General features: G+C 66.2%; 20 protein-coding genes. 8 read left to right on the top strand and 12 right to left on the bottom strand.

Going from position 1 to position 23301, the window contains the following annotated elements:
- Positions 1-42: 42 nt before the first annotated feature.
- From WDO72_02695 to WDO72_02680, 4 genes are all read right to left on the bottom strand, one after another.
- Positions 43-2694, bottom strand: coding sequence for a TonB-dependent receptor (locus WDO72_02695; GenBank protein ID MEJ0084568.1), 2652 nt, complete (start codon positions 2692-2694; stop codon positions 43-45).
- Between the two features lie 87 nt (positions 2695-2781).
- The gene (locus WDO72_02690) at positions 2782-3138 is read right to left on the bottom strand and encodes a hypothetical protein (GenBank protein MEJ0084567.1); all 357 of its coding nucleotides are present in this window, start codon (positions 3136-3138) and stop codon (positions 2782-2784) included.
- 10 nt (positions 3139-3148) lie between these two features.
- Positions 3149-4567 (bottom strand): deoxyribodipyrimidine photo-lyase, encoded by a 1419-nt coding sequence (locus WDO72_02685; GenBank protein ID MEJ0084566.1) that lies wholly within the window; start codon positions 4565-4567, stop codon positions 3149-3151.
- Positions 4568-4588: 21 nt separating this feature from the next.
- Positions 4589-5452 carry a MotA/TolQ/ExbB proton channel family protein gene (locus WDO72_02680; GenBank protein MEJ0084565.1) on the bottom strand — a complete coding sequence of 288 codons (864 nt, stop codon included), beginning with the start codon at positions 5450-5452 and terminating at the stop codon, positions 4589-4591.
- 176 nt (positions 5453-5628) lie between these two features.
- Here WDO72_02680 and WDO72_02675 point away from each other — a divergent pair, with 176 nt between their 5' ends.
- The 5 genes from WDO72_02675 (at position 5629) to WDO72_02655 (ending at position 11884) form a co-directional block, all read left to right on the top strand.
- Positions 5629-7395: an ABC transporter ATP-binding protein gene (locus tag WDO72_02675; protein MEJ0084564.1), complete on the top strand. Its 1767-nt coding sequence runs from the start codon at positions 5629-5631 to the stop codon at positions 7393-7395.
- Positions 7392-8234, top strand: a complete 843-nt coding sequence (cysT, locus tag WDO72_02670; protein ID MEJ0084563.1) for a sulfate ABC transporter permease subunit CysT — start codon at positions 7392-7394, stop codon at positions 8232-8234. The genes WDO72_02675 and cysT overlap by 4 nt, the downstream gene beginning before the upstream one ends.
- Before the next feature lie 118 nt (positions 8235-8352).
- On the top strand, positions 8353-9135 hold the full coding sequence (gene cysW / locus WDO72_02665) for a sulfate ABC transporter permease subunit CysW (GenBank protein MEJ0084562.1): 783 nt from the start codon (positions 8353-8355) through the stop codon (positions 9133-9135).
- Positions 9132-11210 (top strand): ATP-binding protein, encoded by a 2079-nt coding sequence (locus WDO72_02660; GenBank protein MEJ0084561.1) that lies wholly within the window; start codon positions 9132-9134, stop codon positions 11208-11210. The genes cysW and WDO72_02660 overlap by 4 nt, the downstream gene beginning before the upstream one ends.
- A complete protein-coding gene (locus WDO72_02655; protein MEJ0084560.1) occupies positions 11207-11884 on the top strand; it encodes a response regulator transcription factor in 678 nt (225 codons plus the stop codon). The genes WDO72_02660 and WDO72_02655 overlap by 4 nt, the downstream gene beginning before the upstream one ends.
- Positions 11885-11900: 16 nt before the next feature.
- Here WDO72_02655 and WDO72_02650 read toward each other — a convergent pair whose 3' ends face one another.
- Together WDO72_02650 and WDO72_02645 are read right to left on the bottom strand one after the other, a co-directional pair.
- Entirely contained in the window at positions 11901-12932 is a 1032-nt protein-coding gene (locus WDO72_02650) for a sulfate ABC transporter substrate-binding protein (GenBank protein ID MEJ0084559.1), read from the bottom strand.
- 42 nt (positions 12933-12974) lie between these two features.
- Positions 12975-14432, bottom strand: coding sequence for an FAD/NAD(P)-binding protein (locus tag WDO72_02645; GenBank protein MEJ0084558.1), 1458 nt, complete (start codon positions 14430-14432; stop codon positions 12975-12977).
- 267 nt (positions 14433-14699) lie between these two features.
- On the opposite strand from WDO72_02645, the gene WDO72_02640 reads away from it, so the two are divergent.
- On the top strand, positions 14700-16142 hold the full coding sequence (locus tag WDO72_02640; protein ID MEJ0084557.1) for an MBL fold metallo-hydrolase: 1443 nt from the start codon (positions 14700-14702) through the stop codon (positions 16140-16142).
- On the opposite strand, the gene WDO72_02635 is transcribed toward WDO72_02640, so the two are convergent.
- A complete protein-coding gene (locus tag WDO72_02635) occupies positions 16139-16285 on the bottom strand; it encodes a hypothetical protein (GenBank protein ID MEJ0084556.1) in 147 nt (48 codons plus the stop codon). The genes WDO72_02640 and WDO72_02635 overlap by 4 nt on opposite strands.
- 325 nt (positions 16286-16610) lie before the next feature.
- On the opposite strand from WDO72_02635, the gene WDO72_02630 reads away from it, so the two are divergent.
- Both WDO72_02630 and WDO72_02625 read left to right on the top strand, forming a co-directional pair.
- Positions 16611-17096: a cytochrome c gene (locus tag WDO72_02630; GenBank protein ID MEJ0084555.1), complete on the top strand. Its 486-nt coding sequence runs from the start codon at positions 16611-16613 to the stop codon at positions 17094-17096.
- Between the two features lie 35 nt (positions 17097-17131).
- Positions 17132-17833, top strand: a complete 702-nt coding sequence (locus WDO72_02625) for a cytochrome b/b6 domain-containing protein (protein MEJ0084554.1) — start codon at positions 17132-17134, stop codon at positions 17831-17833.
- Positions 17834-17907: 74 nt separating this feature from the next.
- On the opposite strand, the gene WDO72_02620 is transcribed toward WDO72_02625, so the two are convergent.
- From WDO72_02620 to WDO72_02600, 5 genes are all read right to left on the bottom strand, one after another.
- On the bottom strand, positions 17908-19242 hold the full coding sequence (locus WDO72_02620) for a TlpA disulfide reductase family protein (GenBank protein MEJ0084553.1): 1335 nt from the start codon (positions 19240-19242) through the stop codon (positions 17908-17910).
- A gap of 189 nt (positions 19243-19431) precedes the next feature.
- Positions 19432-20781 carry a TlpA disulfide reductase family protein gene (locus WDO72_02615; protein ID MEJ0084552.1) on the bottom strand — a complete coding sequence of 450 codons (1350 nt, stop codon included), beginning with the start codon at positions 20779-20781 and terminating at the stop codon, positions 19432-19434.
- Positions 20778-22178: a hypothetical protein gene (locus WDO72_02610; protein MEJ0084551.1), complete on the bottom strand. Its 1401-nt coding sequence runs from the start codon at positions 22176-22178 to the stop codon at positions 20778-20780. Before WDO72_02610 ends, WDO72_02615 begins: the two co-directional genes overlap by 4 nt.
- A gap of 26 nt (positions 22179-22204) precedes the next feature.
- On the bottom strand, positions 22205-22645 hold the full coding sequence (locus tag WDO72_02605) for a c-type cytochrome (GenBank protein ID MEJ0084550.1): 441 nt from the start codon (positions 22643-22645) through the stop codon (positions 22205-22207).
- A gap of 160 nt (positions 22646-22805) precedes the next feature.
- Positions 22806-23252, bottom strand: coding sequence for a disulfide bond formation protein DsbD (locus WDO72_02600; protein ID MEJ0084549.1), 447 nt, complete (start codon positions 23250-23252; stop codon positions 22806-22808).
- Positions 23253-23301: the final 49 nt, after the last annotated feature.

Below are 23301 nucleotides of genomic sequence, written 5' to 3'. Positions count from 1 at the left end.
GGGCAGGCGCGGCGTCATCCGCGTGCCCACCGGAACCCCGGCCTACAGGCTGGCGGCGATCTCGGCGTTGACGGTGCGGCGCGAGTAGGGATGAAACGCCCAGTAACGCTCGTTCCCGAGGTTGTCGATGCCCAGCGCCGCGTTCCAGTGCGCGCCGAATTCGTAGCGCAGCCGCACATCGGCGACGAAAAATCGGCTGGTGCCCGTGTACGCCGTGCCATGTGGATCGGAATTGTCGAGCTGGTTGAATTGCCGGCCGCTGAAACGCGCGCCCAGCGTGCAGCTCAGACGCTCGACCGGACGCCACGCGGCCAGCGCGGTGGCGCGCCACTCTGGCACGCGCGGCTGCTGCTTGCCGACGCTGTCGGGAAACGCGTCGTTCCGGGCGATGCGCGAATGCGCGTACGTGACACTGCCCGACAATTCCAGCGCATCCAGCGCGCGCCAGTTGCCGGCCAGCTCGAGGCCGCGTGTCTTCATGCGGCCGACGTTCTGGATCGTGGTCACCGTCGCGCCTGCAACTACGTTGAGCTGCGAATACAACGCATCGCGCGTGTCCTCGATAAAAACGGTGGAACGGAAGCTGCCGTGATCGAAGTCGAAGAGCGCGGAGATCTCCTGCGTCCACGAACGTTCGGGTGCCAGATCGGGATCGTTGTCGACGATCTCGTTCGACGCGATCGAACCCTGGTAGAGCTCGGATACCGTGGGAACGCGCACGGCGCGTCCGATCGAAGCCTTCAACGTGAAATCCCGCGCTGCGGCAAACGAGAGCGCCGCCTTGGGAGATATATAAGTGTCGGCGCGGGACGGGAACGACAGCGTTTGCGTGGCATTCGAGATGGCGCCATCTTCCGCCTGCCAGTGTTCGAGGCGCGCGCCGAACGTCGCGGACCAGGCGGGCGAGAGCTTCCAGCTGTCCTGTGCGAAGGCGCTGGTCAGCCTGGCATTGCCGCGGAACGCGGAGATACGCGCGCCGGCTGCGCCGCGCAACCAGTCCGTCGTGGCGGAAACCCGGGTGCGCAGACGGTATTCGTCGCGTTGCAGTCCCAGCTCGACGAAATGCGCGTCGTCGTCGGGATGCCAGTCCGCCCGCAAGGCGAGCGTCGACCAGCCCGTGCCGGACGCGTCGACGAGGCGTCCGCCGCCGCCGCTCAGCGCCGCCGGGGGCGGGTTGTTCGGCGAGCGCGCTTCATCGCGGCGGTAGTCATACAGGCTCGCGTTCAGCTCCAGGTCCCACGCACCCACGCGTCGTTTGCGCAGCGACAGTCCGTGCATGAGGTGGGTCAGCGCGGATTCGGCCGGCCCCATCTCGGTGGGGCCCACGGTGTAGGCGCGACCCTCGATATTGACCGCGCCGCTCCACACGGGCGCGCCCGACGCGTCGCGCAGCCAGCTCACGGATTCGCGCGTCGCATCGTTGTGCCAGGCGCCGAGCGTATACGACAGGCGCAGCGTGTCGCTGAAATCATGCGCGAACTTGAGCTTGGCATGATCCTGGACGGTATGGATGGCGTTGGTCGCGCCTAACAACCACCAGTCCTGGTTACGCGGATTGCGCGCCGGGAGCGCGCCGCTGACCGGAGTGCCACCACCGCCGGGTGTCCCGGCCGAAAGCAGCTTGGTCGCATAGGCGATCGGGTGGCCGTCGCTGTCGAGCCTGCTGAAGTTGAGCCACCACGAGGAGTCGCCGCGCGTATCGCCGTAGGAGGTGCTGGCCTGCCAGCCCGAGTACGACTGGTCGGTGCCGTAAACGTGGAAGTCTTCACTGAACGACGACAGACGCGCCCGCAACTCGAGCTGCTCCGGCATGCGCGTGACGTAGTCCACGACGGCGCCGACCGAATTGCCGGCGTACGCCGCGGAGAACGGGCCGTACAACACATCGACACGTTCGATCTCCTCCGGCGTGACCAGGCCCCAGCGCGGCGTGAAAGTGGCGCCATTGCCCAGCAAGTTCGACAGCAGGATGCCGTCCGCGTACACCAGCGAGCGCGCGCTGTTCTGCGTGCCCGACGCGCGGCTCGCGAGCACCGCGTGGTCGAAATCGCCGGTGTAGCGCTTGCGCACGTTGAGGCTGGGGAAGTACTTGAGCGCGTCTTCGCTGTCGGTGGCGTTGATGCTGCGCGCGACCGTCTCGCCGGTGATTCCCTCGATGGTGGTCGGAATCTGGGTCGGCAACGAGCTCGGCCGCCGCGCCACCACGGTGACCACGCCCATCGACTGGCTCAGCGTATTTTCCGCGGCGGGCGGCGCGTCGCGTTCTTCGACGTTGAGCTGCACCGTGACGCGGCCGGCATTCCGGAATTCCAGCGTCAACGGCACCGTCGTGCCCGCGACCAGCGGCCCGTTCAGGCCCATGAGCATCAGGTGGATGCCGCCAGGTTCTATCTTCACGGTCTTGCCCGGCGCGATCGTGAGCTCGGTCAGCGGGCGCATGCGGGCCATCCCTTCGGACGTGGTGGTCTGGTGCATCTGCACGCTGGCGGCGAACGGCGAGCTCACGCCGGTCAAGGTGTCGGCGGCAGTTCCGTTGTTGGTGATGGATAGATAGGCCACGCCCACCGGCCGGCCGGCCGGCGTGGGCGGCGACCAGGGATGTCCGATGACGAGATGACCGATTTCGTAACTGTGCGCGCCGGCCGTGCCGGCGATGAGGCCGGCGGCGAGCAACGCCAGGAGGCGATGAAACATGTGTATTCCCCAAGACAATGCGGCGCGTCCACGCAACGGCGTGACCGCGAGGAACGATCGGTGAGGTTCCCGGAGGAACCGGTTCGATCAGGCGCTGGGGGGAGCGCGCGCGGATTGCGCACGCAGGATCGTGGCGCCGGCGAGCTGCGCGACCACGGATTTGAAAGGTGGAGAAAATGCCCGCAGCGGCGGATCGATGCGACCGGCGGCGAACGGCGCGCCGAGCGGCGGCGCCACGCAGTATTCGCAATGGGGCGCCGCGCGGCCCGGCAGCTCGATCGTTTCGCTCTTGCCCGGCGTGGTGGTGCACATCGCCACCTGCAGGCTGGTCGATCCTGCGCCGCCCATCATGAAACCCGGCGGAACGAGCACACGGAACACCAGTGCCGCCAGCAGCAATGGCATTACATACGACCGGAAACGCAGTGCGCGCAGGCGATTCACGGCGCGCATCTTAGCCGAGATGCCGTTTCGCCGTGTCGAGGAATCGCCGCCGCGCGAACGCGTGATCGACGATCGGATGCGGGTAGTTCGTGCCGAGGCGCACGCCCGCGGCGGCCAGCACCGCGGCCGGCGCCAGCCAGGGTGAGTGAATGTACTTCGCCGGCAGCAACGCGAGCTCGGGCACCCATTCGCGCACGTAGTCGCCCGCCGGATCGAACCGTTCGCCCTGCGTGACCGCGTTGAAGATCCGGAACCACGGTTGCGCATCGCAACCGCAACCCGCGGACCATTGCCAGCCCGCGTCGTTGTTGGCCCAGTCGCCGTCGGTGAGCAGGTCGAAGTAATGGCGCTCGCCCCGGCGGAAATCGATCAGCAGGTGTTTGGCGAGAAAACTGGCGGCGATCATGCGCGCGCGGTTGTGCACGAAACCCGATGCCGAAAGCTCGCGCGCGGCCGCGTCGACCACCGGATAACCGGTGCTGCCCTCCACCCAGGCGAGCCAGCCGTCGGCGTCGTCGCGCCACGGGAAATTCCGCCATTCGGCGCGAAACGTGTCCGTCAGCAGCTGCGGCCGGTCGAACAACGTGGAGTGCGCGAACTCGCGCCACAACAATTCGTTCTGATAGACACGCAATGCGTCGGGCGACACTTCGCGCAGCGCCCTATCTACCGCGTTCCATGCCGTGCGCACCGACAAGGTGCCGAACTTCAGATCCGCCGACAGGCGGCTGGTGCCCGGCAGATCCATGCGATCGCGCAGCTCGTCGTAGTCGCGGGCGGCTTTCGCTAGCCAGCTCCTGAGGCGCAGCCGCGCATGGCGTTCGCCGCCCGGTTGAACGCGCGGATTGTGTGTGATGCCCAGCGACGCCGGTGTCGGTAGCGCGGCGCCGCGGGTTTTCACATCGGCGGGGATGGGTGGCAGCGCGCGCGGCGCGGCCAATGTGCCTTCGACACGCATGTCGCGAGCGAAGGCGCGCGCGAATGCGGTGAATACCGAAAAGGGGTCGCCGCCGCCGGTGCGCAGCGTACCGGGCGGGCACAGAGTTTCGGTGTCGAACAACTCGAGCGGCACGGTCAGCGATTTCGCAATCTTGCGATCGCGCTCACGGCCGACCGGCGCGACCCAGCTCTGGGCCACGACCCGATCGACTCGCCACGATTTCGCGAGCCGCGGGATAACCTCGACGCTGCGGCCGCCGACCAGGATCAGCCGTGAGCCGAGATGTTCGAGATTGGCGGCCAGCGACGCGATGGATTCCAGCAGGAACTGGATGCGAAACGGCGTGCGTTGCGCCGCCGCGGGCCTGAAGAAATGTTCGTCGAGCACGAACAGCGGAATGACCTCGCCACCGTCTTGGGCGGCGGCGCGCAGCGGCGCATGATCCGCGATGCGCAGATCCTTGCCGCGATACCAGACGAGGGTGCGCAAGCGCCTTGCGCGCGCGCCGGACTACTTCGAGACGACGCGCATCTTGCGCAGCAGCTGGCGATCCACGTAGGTGCGTGAATCGAGCACCAGGCGGTCCTGGAACTGCTGCAGCTGGTGCATCCAGAACATCACCACGATGCAACAGACCAGCGCGGTCAGCGTGGCATTGAACGTGACGCCGAGACCCATCGTGACGCCGGAGATGTCGCCACCCATGGCGCCCTGCGCTTCCTGCAGCGCGGCGCCGATGCCGCGCACCGTGCCCACGAAGCCCACGGCCGGAATGGCCCAGGCAGTAAAACGGACCATCGACAATTTCGTGTCGAGGCTCGCGGTTTCGAATTCGCATTCGTCGCGCACCGCTTCCGCGGCGTCCTGCACGCTGCGCGTGGCGCCGAAGCGGTTGTACGCCACCATCAGCAGGCGTGGCAGGAAGCCATCCTGTTCCTCGCGCGGCAGCGCCTCGATCGGCCGGGAATACACGCGGGAATCTTCGGGCAACACCACCTGCGCCTCGCCGATGCGGACGTAGTCGCGGTCGAGCAGGGCGCGACTCTTGCGCGTCTCGTAGAACTGGCGGCCGAGCAACGCGAGCGACCAGAACATCAGGATGACGCAGCCTTCCTGCTCGTGATCCTTGAGGATCACGTACACCGAGCGCAGCTGGAGCACCTGGGCTTTGACGTTGCTGGTGTTGGTGATCGTGACCTTCTGCGACAGCACGGCTTCGGCGCGCGGGCGGATGATCAGGGTCCAGAAGCTGTGGATGACGATGACGGACAGGAGCAGCGCGCTGATGCTGTAGACCGCGTCGTCGAGCACCCAGTGGGGACGCTCCTGGCGGGTGGCGGCCACGGACACGGGAGCGTTGCTTTCGGTTGCCATCTTGATGATTCTCGCGGCCGTAACAGGCCAAAAAGTGTACCGGTTAGTCGGGAAGAGGGAGGTTTAAGTTCCGCCGTCAAATACCTTGTTGTGACCGGATTGTAACTAGACCGTTACTCGGGTCACTACCTGCCAGCTGATAGCATGACCGCCGGTTTTTACCCCCAAGTCAAACCATGTCCATCGCGCTCGATCAAGTCACCAAGCGGTATCAGGACCAGCCCGTCGTCAACGATGTGTCCATCGAAGTCGGGGAAGGCGAGTTCTTCGTCCTGTTGGGCCCCTCCGGCAGTGGCAAATCGACGCTGTTGCGCGCCGTCGCGGGCCTGACCGGCATCGATCACGGGCGCATCTCCCTGCACGGCAAGGACGTCACGCACGTGCGCGCGCGCGATCGCGGCGTCGGCCTCGTGTTCCAGAACTACGCCCTGTTCCGCCACATGACCGTGGCGGACAACATCGAATTCGCGCTGCGTGTCCGCCGCATGAAGGCTGCCGACCGGCGCGCGCGCCGCCAGGAATTGCTCAAGCTGGTCGCGCTCGAAGGCATGGACGAGCGTCTGCCCGGCCAGCTGTCGGGCGGTCAGCAGCAGCGCGTCGCCGTGGCGCGCGCCCTGGCGCACAAGCCGCAAGTTCTGCTGCTGGACGAACCGTTCGGCGCGCTGGATGCAAAGATCCGTGAAGAACTCCGGCGCACCATCCGCGCCGTGCAACGCGAGCTCGGCATCACCACCGTGCTGGTCACGCACGACCAGGAAGAAGCGTTTGCGCTGGCCGACACCATCGGCGTCATGAACCACGGCCGCCTGCTCGAAGTGGGACAGCCGACCGATCTGTACGCGCAGCCGGCGACGCGCTTCGTCGCCACCTTTCTCGGCGCCGCCAACCTGTTGCTCGCCAACCAGGGTGTCGACGGGGTCCGGTTCGGCGCGACTCCGGTGAGCGCCGTGGGCAGTGAAGTATCACACGCGGGCCGCGACACCGAAGTGGTGGCGGTGCTGCGGCCCGAGGAAGTGGAGCTGGCGCTGGCGCGCGAATCACTGACCTCCAACTACATCGCGCGCGCGTCGGTGGAAGAGATCATTTTCACCGGCGCCCTGGAGCGGCTGCGCGTGCGTATCCTCGACGCGCCCTGCGCGGCGCAGTTGTTAGGCGGCACGGCGGGGGAGGTGCTGGTCGAAGTCACACGCACGCAGCCCGAACGGCGAGATCTGCCGCTGCGCGCCGGCGCGCACGTGGTGATCGGCGCGCGGCGGCTGCATGTGTTGCCGACGCCGCTGTCGAGTTTTCTGGCCTGCGCGCCGACCGAGGCGATCGCCGCGCAACTGGCGCACGAGCCGTTGCTCGAGAGCCTGTCGACGCGTATGAAAACCCGCGTCGGCTTGCGCGCCATCGATCTCTCAGCGGCCGCGCCGCCGCTGGCCGGTGTTGCCGCGATCTACGCGGGCACCGAAGCCGCGGATACCGTGGACTGGCTGCTGCGGCACGGCGCAGGCGAGGTGCTGGTGCTGCCGCGTAATGCGCCGAGCCCGACTCGGGTATTCATCCACTGGACCGAGGAAGCGGCACGCCGCGCGACGCTCGCGGTCTCCGCCAGCCTGTTGCGGCATGTGTCCGCCGAGGCGGTGTATCTCGGCATCGTGCCGGAAGGTCCCGCCGGTACCGGCCGCGCCGCACCGATGCGGGCGCTGCTCGACGCGCGGTCCGAGGCGCAGAGCGATCACCGGCTCGAGATGCGCACTGAGCTGGCGGTCGGTGAAACGGTCGCCGAGCTCACGCGCAATCTTTCGGCCGGCACTGCGCAGATGCTGGTGCTGGGCATCACCAACATCACCCAGGCCGCCAGCGCCTACCGCTCCCTGCTGGCGGCGCAGCCGGGCTGGCCAGTGCTCATCGTCTACCGCCCGACGGAAACCCGCGCCGCGCCCGAGATCGCGGCATGAAGAACGCCAGGCAAAGCGAGCCCAACGTCATCCCCGGCTTCGGGATCACGCTGGGATTCACGACCTTTTTCCTGTGCGCCATCGTGCTGATCCCGCTCGCCGCGCTGGTGCTCAAGGCCGCCGGCATGGATTGGGAACGGTTCGTCGCCGTGATCACCTCGCCGCGCGCGCTGGCCTCGTACCGGCTGTCATTCGGCGCCTCGTTGCTCGCCGCCAGCATGAACATGGTGTTCGGCTTCGTGATCGCCTGGACGCTGGTGCGCTACGAGTTCCCCGGCCGCAAGATCATCGATGCCATCATCGACATGCCGTTCGCACTGCCGACCGCGGTGTCGGGTATCGCGCTAACTACCGTGTTCGCGGCCAACGGCTGGATCGGCCAGTACCTCGAACCGATGGGCATCAAGGTGGCGTACACCTGGATCGGCATCACCGTGGCGCTCACGTTGATCGGCATGCCGTTCGTGGTGCGTACGGTGCAGCCCGCGCTGCAGGAAGTGCAGCGCGATCTCGAAGACGCCGCGGAAACGCTCGGCGCCGGCCGCTTTTACGTGTTCCGCCGCATCATCGTGCCGACGGTGCTGCCGGCGCTGCTGACCGGTTTCACGCTGGCGTTCGCGCGCGCGGTCGGCGAATACGGCTCGGTGATCTTCATCGCCGGCAACATGCCGATGAAAACCGAGATCACGCCGCTCTTGATCGTGATCCGTCTCGAGGAATTCGACTATGCCGGCGCCGCGGCGCTCGGCTGCGTGATGCTGGCGATTTCGTTCGTGATGCTGCTGGCCATCAACCTGCTGCAGGTGTGGGGCCGCAAACGCATGATGGTGTCGCGATGAAGATCGCGCGCGCAGGAGACAGATAGTGGCCGGCCCGTCCTCATCCGCCGAAGCCGCGGCCGAGCTCGCGAGCCGCCCAGGGCAGACCAACCTGCGCTCGACACTGGTGCGCTGGCTGATGATCACGATTTCGCTCACGTTTCTCGGGGCGCTGCTGGCGGCGCCGCTGGCGGCCGTATTGGCGACGGCGCTCGAGAAAGGCTGGTCGGCGTATTTCCAGACCTTTGGCGACCCCGACACGCGCGCCGCGATCCGCCTGACGCTGATGACCGCGGCGATCGTCGTGCCGCTGAATACGGTGTTCGGCATCACGGCCGCCTGGTGTATCGCCAAGTTCGAATTTCGCGGCAAGAGTTTCCTGATCACGCTGATCGATCTGCCGCTGGCGGTCTCGCCGGTGGTGTCCGGCCTCGTCTACGTGCTGCTGTTCGGCCTGAACGGGTGGTTCGGCGCGTGGCTGCAGGAACACGAGATCAGCATCGTCTACGCGCTGCCCGGCATCGTGCTGGCCACCATGTTCGTGACGTTCCCGTACGTGGCGCGCGAGCTCATCCCGCTGATGCAGCAGTTGGGCAACGACGAGGAAGAGGCGGCGATCACGCTCGGCGCCGGCGGCTGGCTGACGTTCTTCCGTGTTACGCTGCCGCGCATCCGCTGGGGCCTCGTCTACGGCGTCATCCTCTGCAATGCGCGGGCGATGGGCGAATTCGGCGCCGTCTCGGTGGTCTCCGGAAACATCCGGGGCATGACCACCACGATGCCGCTGCACATCGAAATCCTCTACAACGAATACAACTTCGTCGGCGCCTTCGCGGTGGCCTCGATGTTGTCGCTGCTCGCGGTCGTCACGCTGATCATCAAGACGCTGGTCGAGCGCGGCGCGGGATATCGCCGCCGATGAAGCGCAACAGCCTCGGCTGGTGGCTCGCGGCCAGCAACGTGGTCATCGTGTTGCTGGTGGCGGCCGGCATCTCCTATGTAGCGATCGACATGCTGCGCGGCCTCGCCGACAGCCAGCAGAAAGTCCACGTGCAGCTCGCGGGCGCCAACGCGCGCGAGGAAATCACGCGTATGGCGGAGGACACGTTGACCTACGCACGCGTGCTGGCGGAACGCCCGCCGTTGCGCCGATTGTTGGCGGAGCCCGGCCGCGAAGGCCTGGCGCCGTTCCTGCGGCGCTTCTGCGAAACCTCCGAGCTCGACGCCTGCGCGGTCTTCGATGGGGCGCAGGTCGTGGCTTCGAGCGGTGTCGCGTTGCCGTGGCCGCAGCTGTACGCGGTGGCGGCAGAGCAGGGCGAGCGTTTCATGGCGGTTCCGCCCGGCACCCAGTATTCGGTGGTGGGCGCGAGCTCGAAGTTGCCGGCGCAGTACGCCTCGTTCAGCGTGCTGGTAGTCCATCTACTCGACGCGACGCTGGCCGCGAAGCTCACCGAACACAGCGGTCTGCCAGTGCGGCTCATCAACTATCGCGCCTTCAATGCCATGCCGGAGAACGCATTCACCTCGTTGCATTCGCAGGCGCTGGCGGACGGCCGCTTTGCCGTGCAACGGATCGACCCGCTGGGCTTGTACGCGTCGAGTTTCCCGATCTTCTCCTCCAGCGGCGAGGGCATCGCGCTGATCGAGACCAGTTCGTCATCCACCGAGACCGACCGCGCGGTGAGTTCGCTGGTATGGCGCCTGGTCATCGCGGCGATCCTGCTGGCCGTGCTCGCGGTGATCGCCGGCGTGTTGCTGGGCTGGCGCGTGACGCGGCCCACCGAGGCGCTCACCGACGCCGCGGTGCGCCTGGGGCAGGGAGATTTCGCGACGTCGATTCCCACCGCCGGGCCCGCCGAGATCGGTCAGCTGGCGCGCACCATGGACGACATGCGCCGCAACCTGGTCGACCTCAATGCCGAGCTGCGGCATCGCGAAGCCGAAGCGCAGGTCGTGCTGGAAGCGGTGGTCGAGGGTGTGTACGCCGTCGACCAGGAACGCAACATCCGTTACCTCAACCCGCAGGCCGCGCGGTTGTTAGGCGTCGAGCTGCGCGAGGCGATCGGCAAATTCTGTGGCGACGTGCTCAAGCCCTGCGGACCGCCCGGATCGCCGGCCGGAGCGCGGCCCTGCACGACCACCGCGTGCCCCATCCTGCGTGCGCGCCAGTCGGGCAGTGCGCAGTCGGTGGAGCAGCTGCAGACGCGTGCCGGCATTCGCCAGACCGTCATCACCAGCTCGCGCATCGTGAACGGCCTGCAGGTGCAGGTGTTGCGCGACGAGACCGAGCTCGAAGGCGTGCGGCGCGCGCGCGATACCGTGCTGGCGAACGTGAGCCATGAATTCCGCACGCCGCTCGCGGCGCAGCTCGCCTCGATCGAATTGCTGCGCGAGGGGTTGAAGTCCAGCCCGCCCGAGAAACTCGAAGAACTGGTGTTGTCGCTCGAGCGCGGCACGCTGCGGCTCACGCGGCTCATCGACAACCTGCTCGAGAGCGTGCGCATCGAAGCCGGCCAGCTCGACGTCCGGCGCCAGAGCATCGAACTGGCCGATGTGGTCGACGATGCGCGCGGCCTGGTCGAGGCGTTGCTGCTGCAGCGCGACCAGTTGCTGGAGATCGACGTGCCCGCCGATCTTTCGCTGCTGGGCGATGCCACGCGGCTCACGCAGGTGTTCGTCAACCTGATCGCCAATGCCAGCAAGTTCGCGCCCGAGGGCACCTCGGTGCGTGTCGGCGCGCAGCGCGATGGCGCCACGGTCAGCGCCTGGGTCGAGGACTCCGGACCCGGACTTCCCGCGGGAGATGCCTCCAACATCTTCGAGCGTTTCAAACGAGGCGGTACCCAGGAGCCTGAGCCCGGTGGGCTGGGGCTTGGGCTGTGGATCTCGCGTTCCATAGTGGAGCGCCACGGAGGCCACATCACGGCCGCTCGCACACCGCAGGGGCTCACGCGTTTCACGTTGACGCTGCCGGTGGAGCAAACGGAAACACGATGAAAATTCTCGTTGCCGACGACGATCTCGATTTGCTGGGCCTGGTGGCGTACTCGCTGTCGAACGCGGGTTATCTCGTGGTCAAGGCCAGCGACGGCCCCGGCGCGCTGGCTTCCTACGAAGCGGAATCGCCGGACCTCGTGATCCTCGACATCAACATGCCCGGCACCTCGGGGTTCGACGTATGCACGGCGATCCGCGCGCGTGGCGACACGCCCGTCATGATGCTGACGGCGCGTGGCGAGGAGCAGGACCTGGTGAAGGCGCTCGACCTCGGCGCCGACGACTACCTCACCAAGCCGTTCAGCCCCAAGACTTTGTTAGCCCGCGTCAAGGCGTTGCTGCGGCGGGCCAGCACCGATCGCAGCCACGCGCCGCTCGCGGCCGGGCGCGTCACGCTCGATCTCGAGGCGTACACGGTGAGGATCGGCAATGGCGAGCCGATCACGCTCACCAAGCTCGAGCTGCGGCTGATGCAGATGTTGCTGGCGCAGGCCGGCCGCGCGGTCAATTCCGACCGGTTGCTGGTCCAGGTGTGGGGGCATCGCGGCTCCGGCGACCGGCAGCTGCTCAAGCAGCTGGTGCACCGGCTGCGCCACAAGATCGAAGCGAATCCGTCGGTGCCGCAGCTGCTGCAGACCGCGGCGCCTTCCGGCTACAAGCTGGTCGTCGAGTAACGCCACTCGCTGCCGGCTACTTGCCGGCTGCCGCCCGCGACGAGGTGATCTGATCGAAGATCCCGCCGGTCGCGAAGTGGGTTTTCTGCGCCAGCTTCCACCCGCCGAAGTGGTCGATCCCCACGAGCTCGACTCTGGCAAATTGCCCGGCGAACTTTGCGGCGACCGCCGGGTCGCGCGGCCGGTAGTAGTGCCGGGCGGCGATCTCCTGGCCTTGCGGTGTATAGAGAAATTCCAGGTAGGCCTGCGCGACCGCACGGGTGCCGCGCCGCAGGACCACCTTGTCCACCACCGCGACGGACGGTTCTGCCAGCACGCTGACCGACGGCACGACGATCTCGAACTCACCGTGCGACAGTTCGAGCATCGCCAGGTGTGCTTCGTTTTCCCAGGCGATCGCCACGTCGCCGATGTCGCGCTGGGCGAAGGTCGTCAGCGAGCCGCGCGCGCCGGTGTCGAGCACCGGCACGTTTGCGTAGAGTTTCTGCACGAAGGCTTGCGCGCTCGCTTCGCTGCCACCAAGCTGGCGCTCGGCCCAGGCCCAGGCCGCGAGGTAATTCCACCGTGCGCCGCCCGAGGTTTTTGGATTTGGCGTGATGACCGACACGTCGGGACGCACCAGGTCGCCCCAATCGCGGATCTTCTTCGGGTTGCCGGCACGCACCAGGAACACGATGGTCGAGTAGTAAGGAGTGCTGTTGTCGGGCAGGCGTTCCTGCCAGTTCAGCGGCAGTAGTTTGGCCTGGTCGGCGATCGCGTCGATGTCTCCCGCCAGCGCCAGCGTGACCACGTCGGCCGGCAGGCCGTCGATGACGGCGCGCGCCTGGCGGCCGGAACCGCCGTGCGACTGGCTGATGTGCACGGTCTGGCCGGTGGTCTCGAGCCAACGCTCAGCGAATGCGACGTTGACATCCTCGTACAGCTCGCGCGTCGGATCATAGGAGACGTTGAGCAGGGTGACTTCGGTTTCCGGACCCTTGCCGCAGCCGCCGATTGCGAGCACCGCCAGCAACGCACCCAGGCCGAATGCGGCCGCGATTCTCGACATGAATGTTCTTCCGGCGCGGTGGGGGCCGGAAGATTAGCAGGATCAGCGCGAAACGGGCAGCGCCGCGGTTTCACGCGCCGCCAGGCGTTTTGCCAGCGACGTGGCATGTTCGCGCAGCTCCGGCACCGCGGTCGCTTCCCAGTCGCGCGCCCGCAGCCACGGGCCGATGTAATACAGACTATCTACCGGCGCGCCGTCGCGGCCGAGCACACGGCCATCGGCGGCGACGTCGATGCCGAGGGAACGGGAGTCGCAGCGGATCAGGCCGTTGGCGAGCAGCGACTGCACCAGCGGATCGCCGCTGCGTTCGGCGCAGCTGTCGGGCCCGGTGCAATTGACGACGCGGTCCACCAGCCATGCGCGGGTGCGCGTCGCGCCGCGCGGGCGCCAGAGAACTTCCACGGCGTCGTCCACGACGGCCGCCGAATCGAGCCGGCCGGCGTGCACCTTGAGAACGCCGAGCCGCGCCAGCGTCTGCACCGCACCGAGCGGGCCCGCGGGTACGCGGTGGCGGTGCACATCCCAGAGCGAGCGGACATGACGCAGGAAGCGGCCACGCTGGGTCTGGTCGAGTTCGCGCCACGCCTCGGGCAATTGCGCGCGCGCGAGTGCCAGTACCTCGCGCCAGTCGCCGCCGGCCTGCGTTACTTTCACGGCCTCCGAACGCAGGGAATTCACCAGGCCGCGAATCGACCCCTGCGCCGTGCTCAGCGCCTGCTGCACATCGGGTTTGATCGCGGGTGCGGCGTGCGACGCCTGCGATTGCGGCAGCCAGCCGTGGCGCGACAACACATATATATGTCGCAGGCGCGGACGGATGGCCGCCAGCCGCAATGCGGCGTCGATCATCGTGAGGCCGCTGCCGAGCAGCAATACACTGCTCACGTCCTGGTGGGTCAGCGCGCCCAGACTCCAGGGGTCGCGAATGTAACGATCGGTACCCGCGATCCCGGCCAGCTCGCGTGGCGTGGCCGGCGGCGGATTGCCCAGCGCCAGCACGACCTGGTCGGCGCGTAATGCGGTGCCATCATCGAGCCACAGGTCGAAACGGCCGTCCTGCGCGCGCCGCAGCTGCAGGACGCTGGCGCGGTGGTGAACGCAGTGAATTCCCGGGGCGGCTGACCGGGCCGCTTCGAATCGCGCGCGCAGGTACTCGCCGAACACCTGCCTCGGTAGATAGTCACCCGGCGCCGCGTGGATGCCGGCGCCGCGTACATACGCCAGGAAATCCTGCGGCTGGGCGGCATCGAGGGACATCTGTGCCGCGGCGACGTTGAGTGGATAGGGATAGTCGCGCGTGGCGTAGGCGACGCCCGCGCCGATCTCCTCGCGCGGATCCACCAGCACGATGCGCAGCTTGCCGCGCGGTGCCTGGCGCAGCAGGTGTATGGCGACCGCTGTGCCGGAGAACCCCGCGCCGACGATTGCGATGATCCGCTCTTCCGTTGCTCCCTCTGCCGCCGTGACCGCTCCACGTTCGATTGCGCTCGATGCCTGCATGCGGCCAGTATCGAAACCAGCGGTCACAGCGTCGATTCCCAAGCGGTTTGAATTCGGTTACGTATTCTTGGGGCGACATAAACAGGCACGGGAGCGACAAATGCGCGGGATCACTTTCGTATTTCCGGGGTTCGCCCGGACTCTGGCCCTGGCAGCGCTGCCTGTCCTGCGGGCAGGCAAGGACGAGCCGTGGCGATCACGCGCGCGTCAAACTCATCAACCGGGTGTCGGCCGGGCCGGCGATGAAACTCCCGTGAGGAGTGCACGTTGAAGACCTGGATTTCGATGCTGTCGATCGCATTCGCCCTCACGCCCGTGTTTGGAACGGCCGGGGCGTCCAGCCTCGATGCCGCGGCCGCGGCGTTGCGCCTCGACGAGATCCGCAGCCTGGAATTCGACGCCAGCGGCAGGTACTACCAGTTCGGCCAGGCGCCCGCGCCGGAGCTCGGCTGGCCGGCTTTCGAGGTAGATAGTTACGTCGCCACGCTCGATTACGAACGCGCCGCGGTCCATGCGAAGTATCACCGCGTGCAGGTGCAGGAGCCCGGCCGGTTGCGCCCGTTCTCCCAGCAGACCATGGATCAGTTCGCGGTGAACGGCGTGACCTGGAACATGACCCCGGCGCCGAGCGCCATCCCCACCAACCTGGCCGAACGCAATGCGGAGATCTGGGCGTCGCCGCAGGGCTTCATCAAGGCTGCACGCGCACATGAGGCAACGCTGCGCCGCGTGCCTGGCGGCATCTCCGTCGCGTTCACGCTCGCGGGCGGTTTTCGATACGAAGGGCTGGTCAACGCGGCGGGTGAGGTGGTGCGCGTGCGGACGTTCATGGATTCGAACGTGCTCGGCGATACACCCATCGAATGGCGGTATTCGGAATATCGCGATTTCGGCGGCGTGAAATTTCCCGCTCGCATCGAACGACGCGTCGCGGGACTGCCGTGGTACGAGCTCACGGTGAGCGCGGTCCGCATCAACCAGGCGGCGGCGTTCGAGGTTCCGGCCGCCCTCGCTGCGGATCCCGCGCCGCTCGCGAACCCCGTCGAGGTAACGGAGCTCGCGCCGGGCGTGTGGCTGTTCGGTGGAGGCACACACAACAGCGTGGTCGTCGAGCAGCAATCCGGCGTCCTGATCATCGAAGCGCCGCTCAACGAGCAGCGCGCGGACGCGGTGTTGGCCAAGGCGCGCGAGCTGGTGCCTGCGAAGCCCATCGTCTACGTGATCAACACGCACGCGCATTTCGACCACGCCGGCGGGCTGCGCACGATTGCTGCGGCGGGCATTCCGATCATCACGCATGCGCGCAATGTCAGTTTTTACGAACGCGCCTGGGCGCAGCCTCGTACGCTGGGTCCGGATCGCCTGGCCACGACGCCGCGCACGCCGAAATTTCGCAGGTTCTCCGGGCGACTGGACTTGCCCGACGGCAAACATCCCGTGGAGATCCATGAAATCATCGGCAGCGGGCACAACGATGCGTTCGCGATGGTCTTTCTGCCGGCCGACAAGCTGCTGGTGGAGGCGGATGCCTGGACGCCAACCTTGCCGGGAGCGGCGCCGCCGGCCGAGATCAATCCGCTGTGGCTCAATCTGGATGAGAACATCGCGCGGCTGAAGCTCGATGTGCGGGAGTTCGCGCCGCTGCATGGGCTGCCGCAACGCGCGGCTGCATTCCGTGCCGCGATCGGCCGGCCGCAGGCAAGCAACTAGACGACTGGAGCGCCGTCCAGCGCGGCCAGCAACGCCAGGATGGCGATCGCGGCGGCGATACGCAGGAGATCCGCGCACCACTCGCGTGCGACGTTCCATTGCTCGGGTCTGCCCCAGCGGGCTGAGATGTTGCTGCGTTTCATCACGCCTCCGTTCGATGCCGCGACGACGTTAGCCGTCGCCTGCGCGTGCGTACAATCGCCGGTTCGAATTCGCTTATGACGATCGGATGTTTCCCAACCAAGCTGCGGCCATGTTTTTCTACGCACCGCAGTTGTTAGCTGGCCGGAACAGGGTACCAATGTCGAATAGCGCAGCGCGGTTCCAAAGCTGTAACCGCGCGCTCACGTGCCCGAAGCCGATGGCGGCGTTCGAATCCCACTGCCACCAATTTCACCGGGCCGGCTGAACGCCGTTCCGGAGCCACGCCGCACCCTGCGGCCGGGCCCACTCAAGGGAGACAGTTCGATGTCCAAGCGCGAATCCGGTTTGTTGGGAGTCCTGCTGGTCAGCGCCACCTGTGGACTGGCGCTCGCGCAGACACCTCCAGCCGCGGCACCACCCGGACCTACACCGGCCGAACGCGCCATCGAATATCGCCAGGCGGTCTACAAGATCGTTGCCGGCAACTTTGGTCCACTCGCGCAGGTGGCGCAGGGCAAAGCCGACTTCAGACCCGATGTCGCGCGCCGCCAGGCGACGCGACTGGCGCAGATCGCGACCTTCGTCGGCGATTCGTATCCCGACATATCGAAGGAGGGCAAGACACGCGCGTTGCCCGTCATCTGGACCGATCGCGCGGAGTTCGATCGACTGGTCGCCGACTTCGGCGCGCACACCAGAAAATTGGCCGAGGTCGTCGAGAAAGGCGAAGCCGGCGCGGATTTCCAGGCGGCGGTGACCGCCGTGGGCGGCGACTGCAAGAGCTGCCACGAAAAGTTCCGCTCGAAGTAGCTCACTCGAAACCAGGCGATAGATAACCGCGCGGGATGAGCGAGCCACCGGAGGGCAGGCGCGTTTGGGATCTGCCGGTGCGCATCGTGCACTGGCTGCTGGTCGTCGGGGTGGCGGGTTCGTACGCCACGAACCGGGCTGGCGTGGCGTATTTCAAGTATCACCGGTGGTTTGGCTACCTGGTGCTCGTGCTGGCGGCCTTCCGGATCCTGTGGGGACTCGTCGGGACACGCCACGCGCGTTTCGCGAATTTCGTGCGCGGCCCGCGGGCCACGCTCGGCTATCTACTGGCGCTGGGTCGCGGCGCCGCACCCGCGACGCCCGGGCACAATCCACTGGGGGCGTGGATGGTGGTGTTCCTGCTGTCGGCGCTGCTGGCGCAGGCGATGACTGGCCTGTTCGCGAACGATGAGATCTTCAACACGGGGCCGCTCGCCGGCGCCGTCTCTTACGACACCAGCCTGCGGCTCACGTCCTGGCACCGCCGGCTGTTCGACTGGATCCTGGCGGCGATCGGGGCGCACCTGCTGGCCGTTGCCGCGCATCGAGTGTTCGGCGGTCACGATCTCATTCGCCCCATGATCGTCGGCCGCAAGCCGGCGAGTGTCGTCAGCGAGCGCGACGCGATCGCCACGTCCCGACTTTGGATCGCGGTGTTGCTGATCGCGTTGGTTGTGGGAGCGCTTATGTGGGCGATACGCGCGGCACCGGTATCCCCTGTCGATGACTACGGTTGATCCATCGTTTGAAGCAACGCGCGTGAGCACGCAGAAGTTCGCGAACTGAATCCTGCTGCGGCTGGCGCCGTCCTTCAGGGCCCGAACTTCAGCGGCGATGCGACGGCCACCTGCGTGTTCCGGGATTCCTTTTCTGCCAGCAGTTGTTCGATCCGGGCGGTGAAGTCCTGCTCGAGTTGCTTGTGGAACTCGCCGCTGGCCTGGGATGCGAAACCCGCGTGTACGGCGCGGACGGTGCCGTCGCGGCCGACGAAAACCGTCGCGGGCCAGGTATTCAAGTTGACGAGCTGCGGTACTTTTTCCCACATCTCCTCCGGCGCGCCGGCGATGAGGTAGGGATATTTCACGCCATATTGGTTGATGAATGCGTGCACGCGCTTGAGCGATTCCTGCTGCTCCACTTCCTCGAAGTTGAGAGCAACGATGGCGAGGCCGCGGTCGCGGTACTTCTTGTCGAGCTGGATCAGGTACTGCGCCTCATCGTGGCAATTCGGGCACCAGGTACCGGTCACGACGGCGAGGACGACCTTGCCCTTGAAGTCTTCGTTCGACACGAGCTTGCCGCTGACATCCGGGAAACTGAACTTGAACGTCTCATTCGGATCGCGAGCCTTGGTGTGAGTCAGGTAGTTTGCCGGCTCGGGCAGTCCCTTCGCGCGTGCGATGTCCGGCCGGTATGCCGTGTATTTCGGCGTCGGGTCTCCGTAACGCTCTTCGCGGTACCTGTCGCTGTCGTTGCCCTGCAGCGCGCGGATGATCGCCTCGTTGTGGGCGACGACCGCCAGCGTGCCGTCGGCATTCGCCGCGACTTCGATGACGCCCGGCCGATGCCCGTCGAAGTGGCTGAGTACCCATTTGCCGTCCTTGAAGACTCCGCTGTAGGCACCCGTGTCGCCGTCGACCCTGAGGATCGAGGCTTCCGCTTCAGCGCCGCGTTGCTCGACGATGAAGCGGAAGGCCTGTTCGCCTTTCGATGACGGTTGATCCAGCGGAATGACCCACGAACCGGCGATGGCCGGGACCTTCGTGGCGGTGGCTTTCACCGGCACATAGCGCGCCGCGCGAAAGCCGAATTTTGCGTCGTATCCTGGGCCGTGCAAGGTCGTGTCGCCGATCAGCGCGCCATCAACCAATGTCGCCGTGATGGTCGTCAGGTAGTGATCTGCCTTGAGGACGAGTTTGCCGTCCTGGAAGGTGGCGGAAGTCGTGTGCTCATAGGCGCGCGATCCGTCGAAAAACGTTGCCTTGAGCGTCGGCCCGGTGCCCGAGATGTCGAGGCGGAACGGGATATCCGGCCCGTTGTCGACGAGGGTGGCATCCCATCGTCCGGCGAGTATTTCCGCGCCGGCCTTCGGCGCAGCCGCCGCATGAATTCCGAATGCCAGGAAGAAGGTGAGACCTGCGCTCATGATCCGGGATTTCATAATCGTGTTCTGCCTCAATGGCGGCGTCTTGCCGCAGCCCGAAACTACGCCCGGCGCAGAAGTTAGGCTCATCACCATTTTTCCCACGCTCATTCCCGAAACGCATCCGCAAAAGCAAAGGGTCCGCTTCCTGCGAAGCGGACCCCGGGCGTTGCGGTGCAACGGGCTGAGTTGTCAGAGTCGGTGTGCGGTGGCGCCGCTCGCGACCGGCGTCGCCGTCACGCGTACGTCAGACGGCGCCTTCTCGGCGAGCAACTGCTCGATGCGCTGCGTGAATTCCTTCTGCTGGTTCACATAGAAGTCGCCGGTGGACGGCGATGCAAAGCCGGCATGCACGGCGCGAACCGTTCCGTCGCGTCCGACGAACACCGTCGCGGGCCAAGTATTGAGATTGGTGAGCTGCGGCACCTTCTCCCACATTTCCTCGGGCGCACCCGCCTGCAAGTACGGATATTTGACGCCGTACTGCTTGATGAATGCACGCGCGCGCTCGAGCGACTCCTGCTGCTCGACCTCTTCGAAATTGAGCGCGACGATGGAGAGGCCCTTGTCGCGATATTTCTTGTCGAGCTGGATCAGGTACTGCGCCTCGTCGTGGCAGTTCGGGCACCAGGTTCCCGTGACGATGGCGAGCACGACCTTGCCCTTGAAGAACGGGTCTTCATTGGAAACCGGCTTTCCCTCCACGTCCGGGAAACTAAACGTGAACTTCTCGTTCGGATCGCGCGCCGTCGTGTGTGTCAGGTGGTTGGCGGGTTCGGGCAAGCCTTTCGCGCGCGCGACTTCCGGGCGGTACGCGACGAGATTGGAATCGTAGCGTCCATCGGGTGCCGTTTCGTAGTTGCCGGCGGCCGCCGCTCGAGGACGCTGCACGTTCTGCTGGACCGCGAGGGTGCCATCCGGGTTTGGCGTCACGACGATGACCCCGGGCCGTGAGCCGTCGAAATGGCTCAGCACCCATTTGCCATCTTTGTATACGCCGCTGTACGCGCCCGTGTCACCGTCGACGCGCAGGATCGACGCGGCGACTTCGGCGCCGCGCTGATCGACGATGAAGCGGAACGCGTTCTCTCCCTTGGACGAGGGCGTCTTGAGCGGTATCTCCCAGGCGCCGGCGATCGACGGTGCATGCACGTTTTTCGCGAGCGCGTCCGATGCGGTGTCGTGACGCGTCGCTGTGAAGCCGTATTCGGAACGGTTGCCGCGATTCTGCGCGACGACGTCGCCGACCAGTTTGCCGTTCTCCAGATGCGCGGTGATCGTCGTCAGGTAGTGAGCGATCTCGAGTACCAGTTTGCCGTCGTCGTAACTCGCGCTCGTGGTGTATTCATACGCGCGGAAGCCGTCGTACAGCGTGCCTTTGAGCTTGGGGCCGGAGCCCGAGATATCGAGCCGGAACGGAATCACCGTTTGATCGCGGACGAGCTGCGCGTCCCAACGGCCTTCGAGCTTGGCGCCTGCGAGCGCGCCGGCGCTCGAGGCAAACAAGGCCGCGAGGCCCGCAGCTTTCACTAAGACATTCATTTCGTTTCTCTCCATGTTCCCGAAGGGTTGATGTTTGCGACTCGCAAGCGGTTGGTGCGCGCGTATTCGTGCCAGTCCGCCGGAAGTCCGGCCTTGGTCTCCAGCAGGATCTCCAGGATCGCGCGCCGATCCTCCGCAGACAGCGTCTTGAAGTCGGGGCTTTGATCTTGGCCGCTCAGGATCTCGAGCAGGCGGCCGTAGACGTACGTCCGCGAAGGTTCCGGCAGCGCATCGAACGCGTCCGAATAGATGAGGTAGCTGCACGGATGTTGAAAGGTGCGTGTTCGCAGATCGAAATCCCGCAGCGACCGGCCTTTCGAATCGCGTGGCCCGCGGGCGGCGAACTCGCGCGCGAATGCCGACTCCGCGGCGATCTGCTTGCGATCGAGCCCGGGCAGCTGCGCTTCATTGGTGAACAGCAGGTAACGCAGCAGCTGTTCCGCCGGCCGCTCGAACTGCTGGCGGGTGGCGTCGGGCAGTGCGGCGTCCGCGTCGAGGGTTCCGGATTTCTTTTCCAGATCGTGCAGCGCGATACGCGTCTTGTAGTTGGTGAGCGTGATGAGGTTGTGCATCTGTGTCTGGTGCGCGAGCACCAGCAAGGCCACTTCATCGCTCGTGGGTTCCAGGTAGGCGGAAGGTGCGAAGGATTGCTGCAGCGGCGCGAGCGATACGGTCTTGGCGGTCGCGCCCGGTTGAGCGGAGAGGTTCGCGAGCGTCCTGGTTGCGATCGATCCGGTCGCGTACCAGCCGCCCCAGCGTTCTTCGATGGGACTGTCCTGGTCCGTGATGTAAGAGCGCGCGCCCGGCACCGGACTGCCGGTGTTGCTGGATTGAACCGAGCGCAACAACACGCCGGGTACGCCGCGCGTGCCCGCCGCGATGTGACACTGCGTGCAGTCCAGTTCGGCGCGCTCGAAGCGCGGCTTGTCCGCCTGCTGCTCGTGCAGGATGAAGAAGATGGCGCCCTGCTGTTTGTCGAAGGACACCACCTCGATTTCCCTGCCTTCGTGAACGGCGCCGATATAGACGTCGTCGTTGAAGTAGAGCGCGCGGGGATGCTCCGGCGAGATTTTCGGGTACTGGAAGCTGGTCTTCGAAAACACCAGCGTTTGCGAGCTCAACGGAATGTCGAGCAGCTTGAGCACGGATTTCAGATAGCCGTGATCTTTTGCGTCGTATTCGAGCTGAACCTTTCCCGAGTCGATGCGCTGCTGCAACAACGTGACGGCATCGTCGATGTTTTCGGAGCGGTAGTAGATGGGCGCGTCGCTGTAGGGAATGTAGCCCTGGTTGCGCACGGCGATCTGCGCCAGGCCCGGCACCGACAGGCAGATGGCAAGCGCGGCGAACCAAAACCAGCGTACCTTCGATCGCCGATCGTTTGCCTGCGCGGTCACGCGTGGATTCAGGGCACTCCGCATGGTCACCTGGGCTCGAACGCGAGCGGGCTGCTGTGGCCCTGGTGGCAGCTGCCGCAGGTCACGGGTACCGCATAACGCCGGTCCGTGCTGAGCTGCGCGAGGTACTTTTCGTTGATGTCGTCGAGCATGGTGATCATCACGCGAGCGGTTTGTTTCGCGGGGTTTTCATCCGATGCATAGTCGATGGCGCCACTGTCGCGGTCCTCCACATGGCAATAACTGCAGGTGACTCCGAGCTCGCGTTCGAACTGTTCCATGATCCTGCGGACGCCGGCGCGCGACAGATCCCTCGGCAGCACTTGCACGTTCGTCGGCTGATCGGCTTGACGAACGGGTGATGAAACCGCGGCGACCAGCCGTTCGTCCTGTGAATACGCAATCGCCGCTCCCAGCAGGCCGAAGGAAATGAGTGCCGTGATCGTCCGGCCTGGCAAATTCAACAAGTGCTGTGCTCGATCCCGGGGCGATGACGTTGGGAAAGAATGTAGATGGGCGGCCGCGCCGCGGAAAATCGCCGAATCGTATGAGCTCATGCCGGTTCACCGGCGGGTTCCACCGCGCGGTGTGCCGCAGCTCAGGACACCGGGCGCACGCGCGCGGTAGTCAGAGTGCCGCGACGCGGACGGGCTGGCGCAGCAGGTGGCAGGTGCCGTCGGTCTCGTGGCACGCCTGGCCGCGCAAGGTCGCGACCAACGCGCTGCCTGCCGGCGGCACACGCACGCGCTGCCGCAGTTCGGCGCGGCCGGAGAAATAGCCGTATTCGACGTCGAGGGCAGTGCCGCGTTTGCGCCTGGCGTCGATCGATCGCAGCGGCCCTAACAAGTCTTGCCGGCTTTCGGCGGCGGCGACGAGTCGCGCGGGCTGCGGACCGATTTCGACCTTGAAATCGGACGAGTACACCACCCAACCGGGGGCAATTTGCGCGACGAGTACCAGGTCCGCCTCAGTGCCGGGGGCGGCGTTCACCGGCTCCAGCTGCCAGCTCCAGCGCACCGCGCTCGACGGGTCTTCTTCCGCGGCGGCCACGCCGTGCAGGCAAACCGCGAGCACCGATGCGAAGAGGGCGCAGAGCGCGGCGGCTGCTCGCCGCGGCTGGTGT

The organism is Pseudomonadota bacterium, from assembly GCA_037200975.1.
Classification (GTDB): Bacteria; Pseudomonadota; Gammaproteobacteria; order Steroidobacterales; family Steroidobacteraceae; genus CADEED01.
Note: the sequence above shows the minus strand (reverse complement) of the source record. Positions and strands in the feature narration are given on the sequence as shown.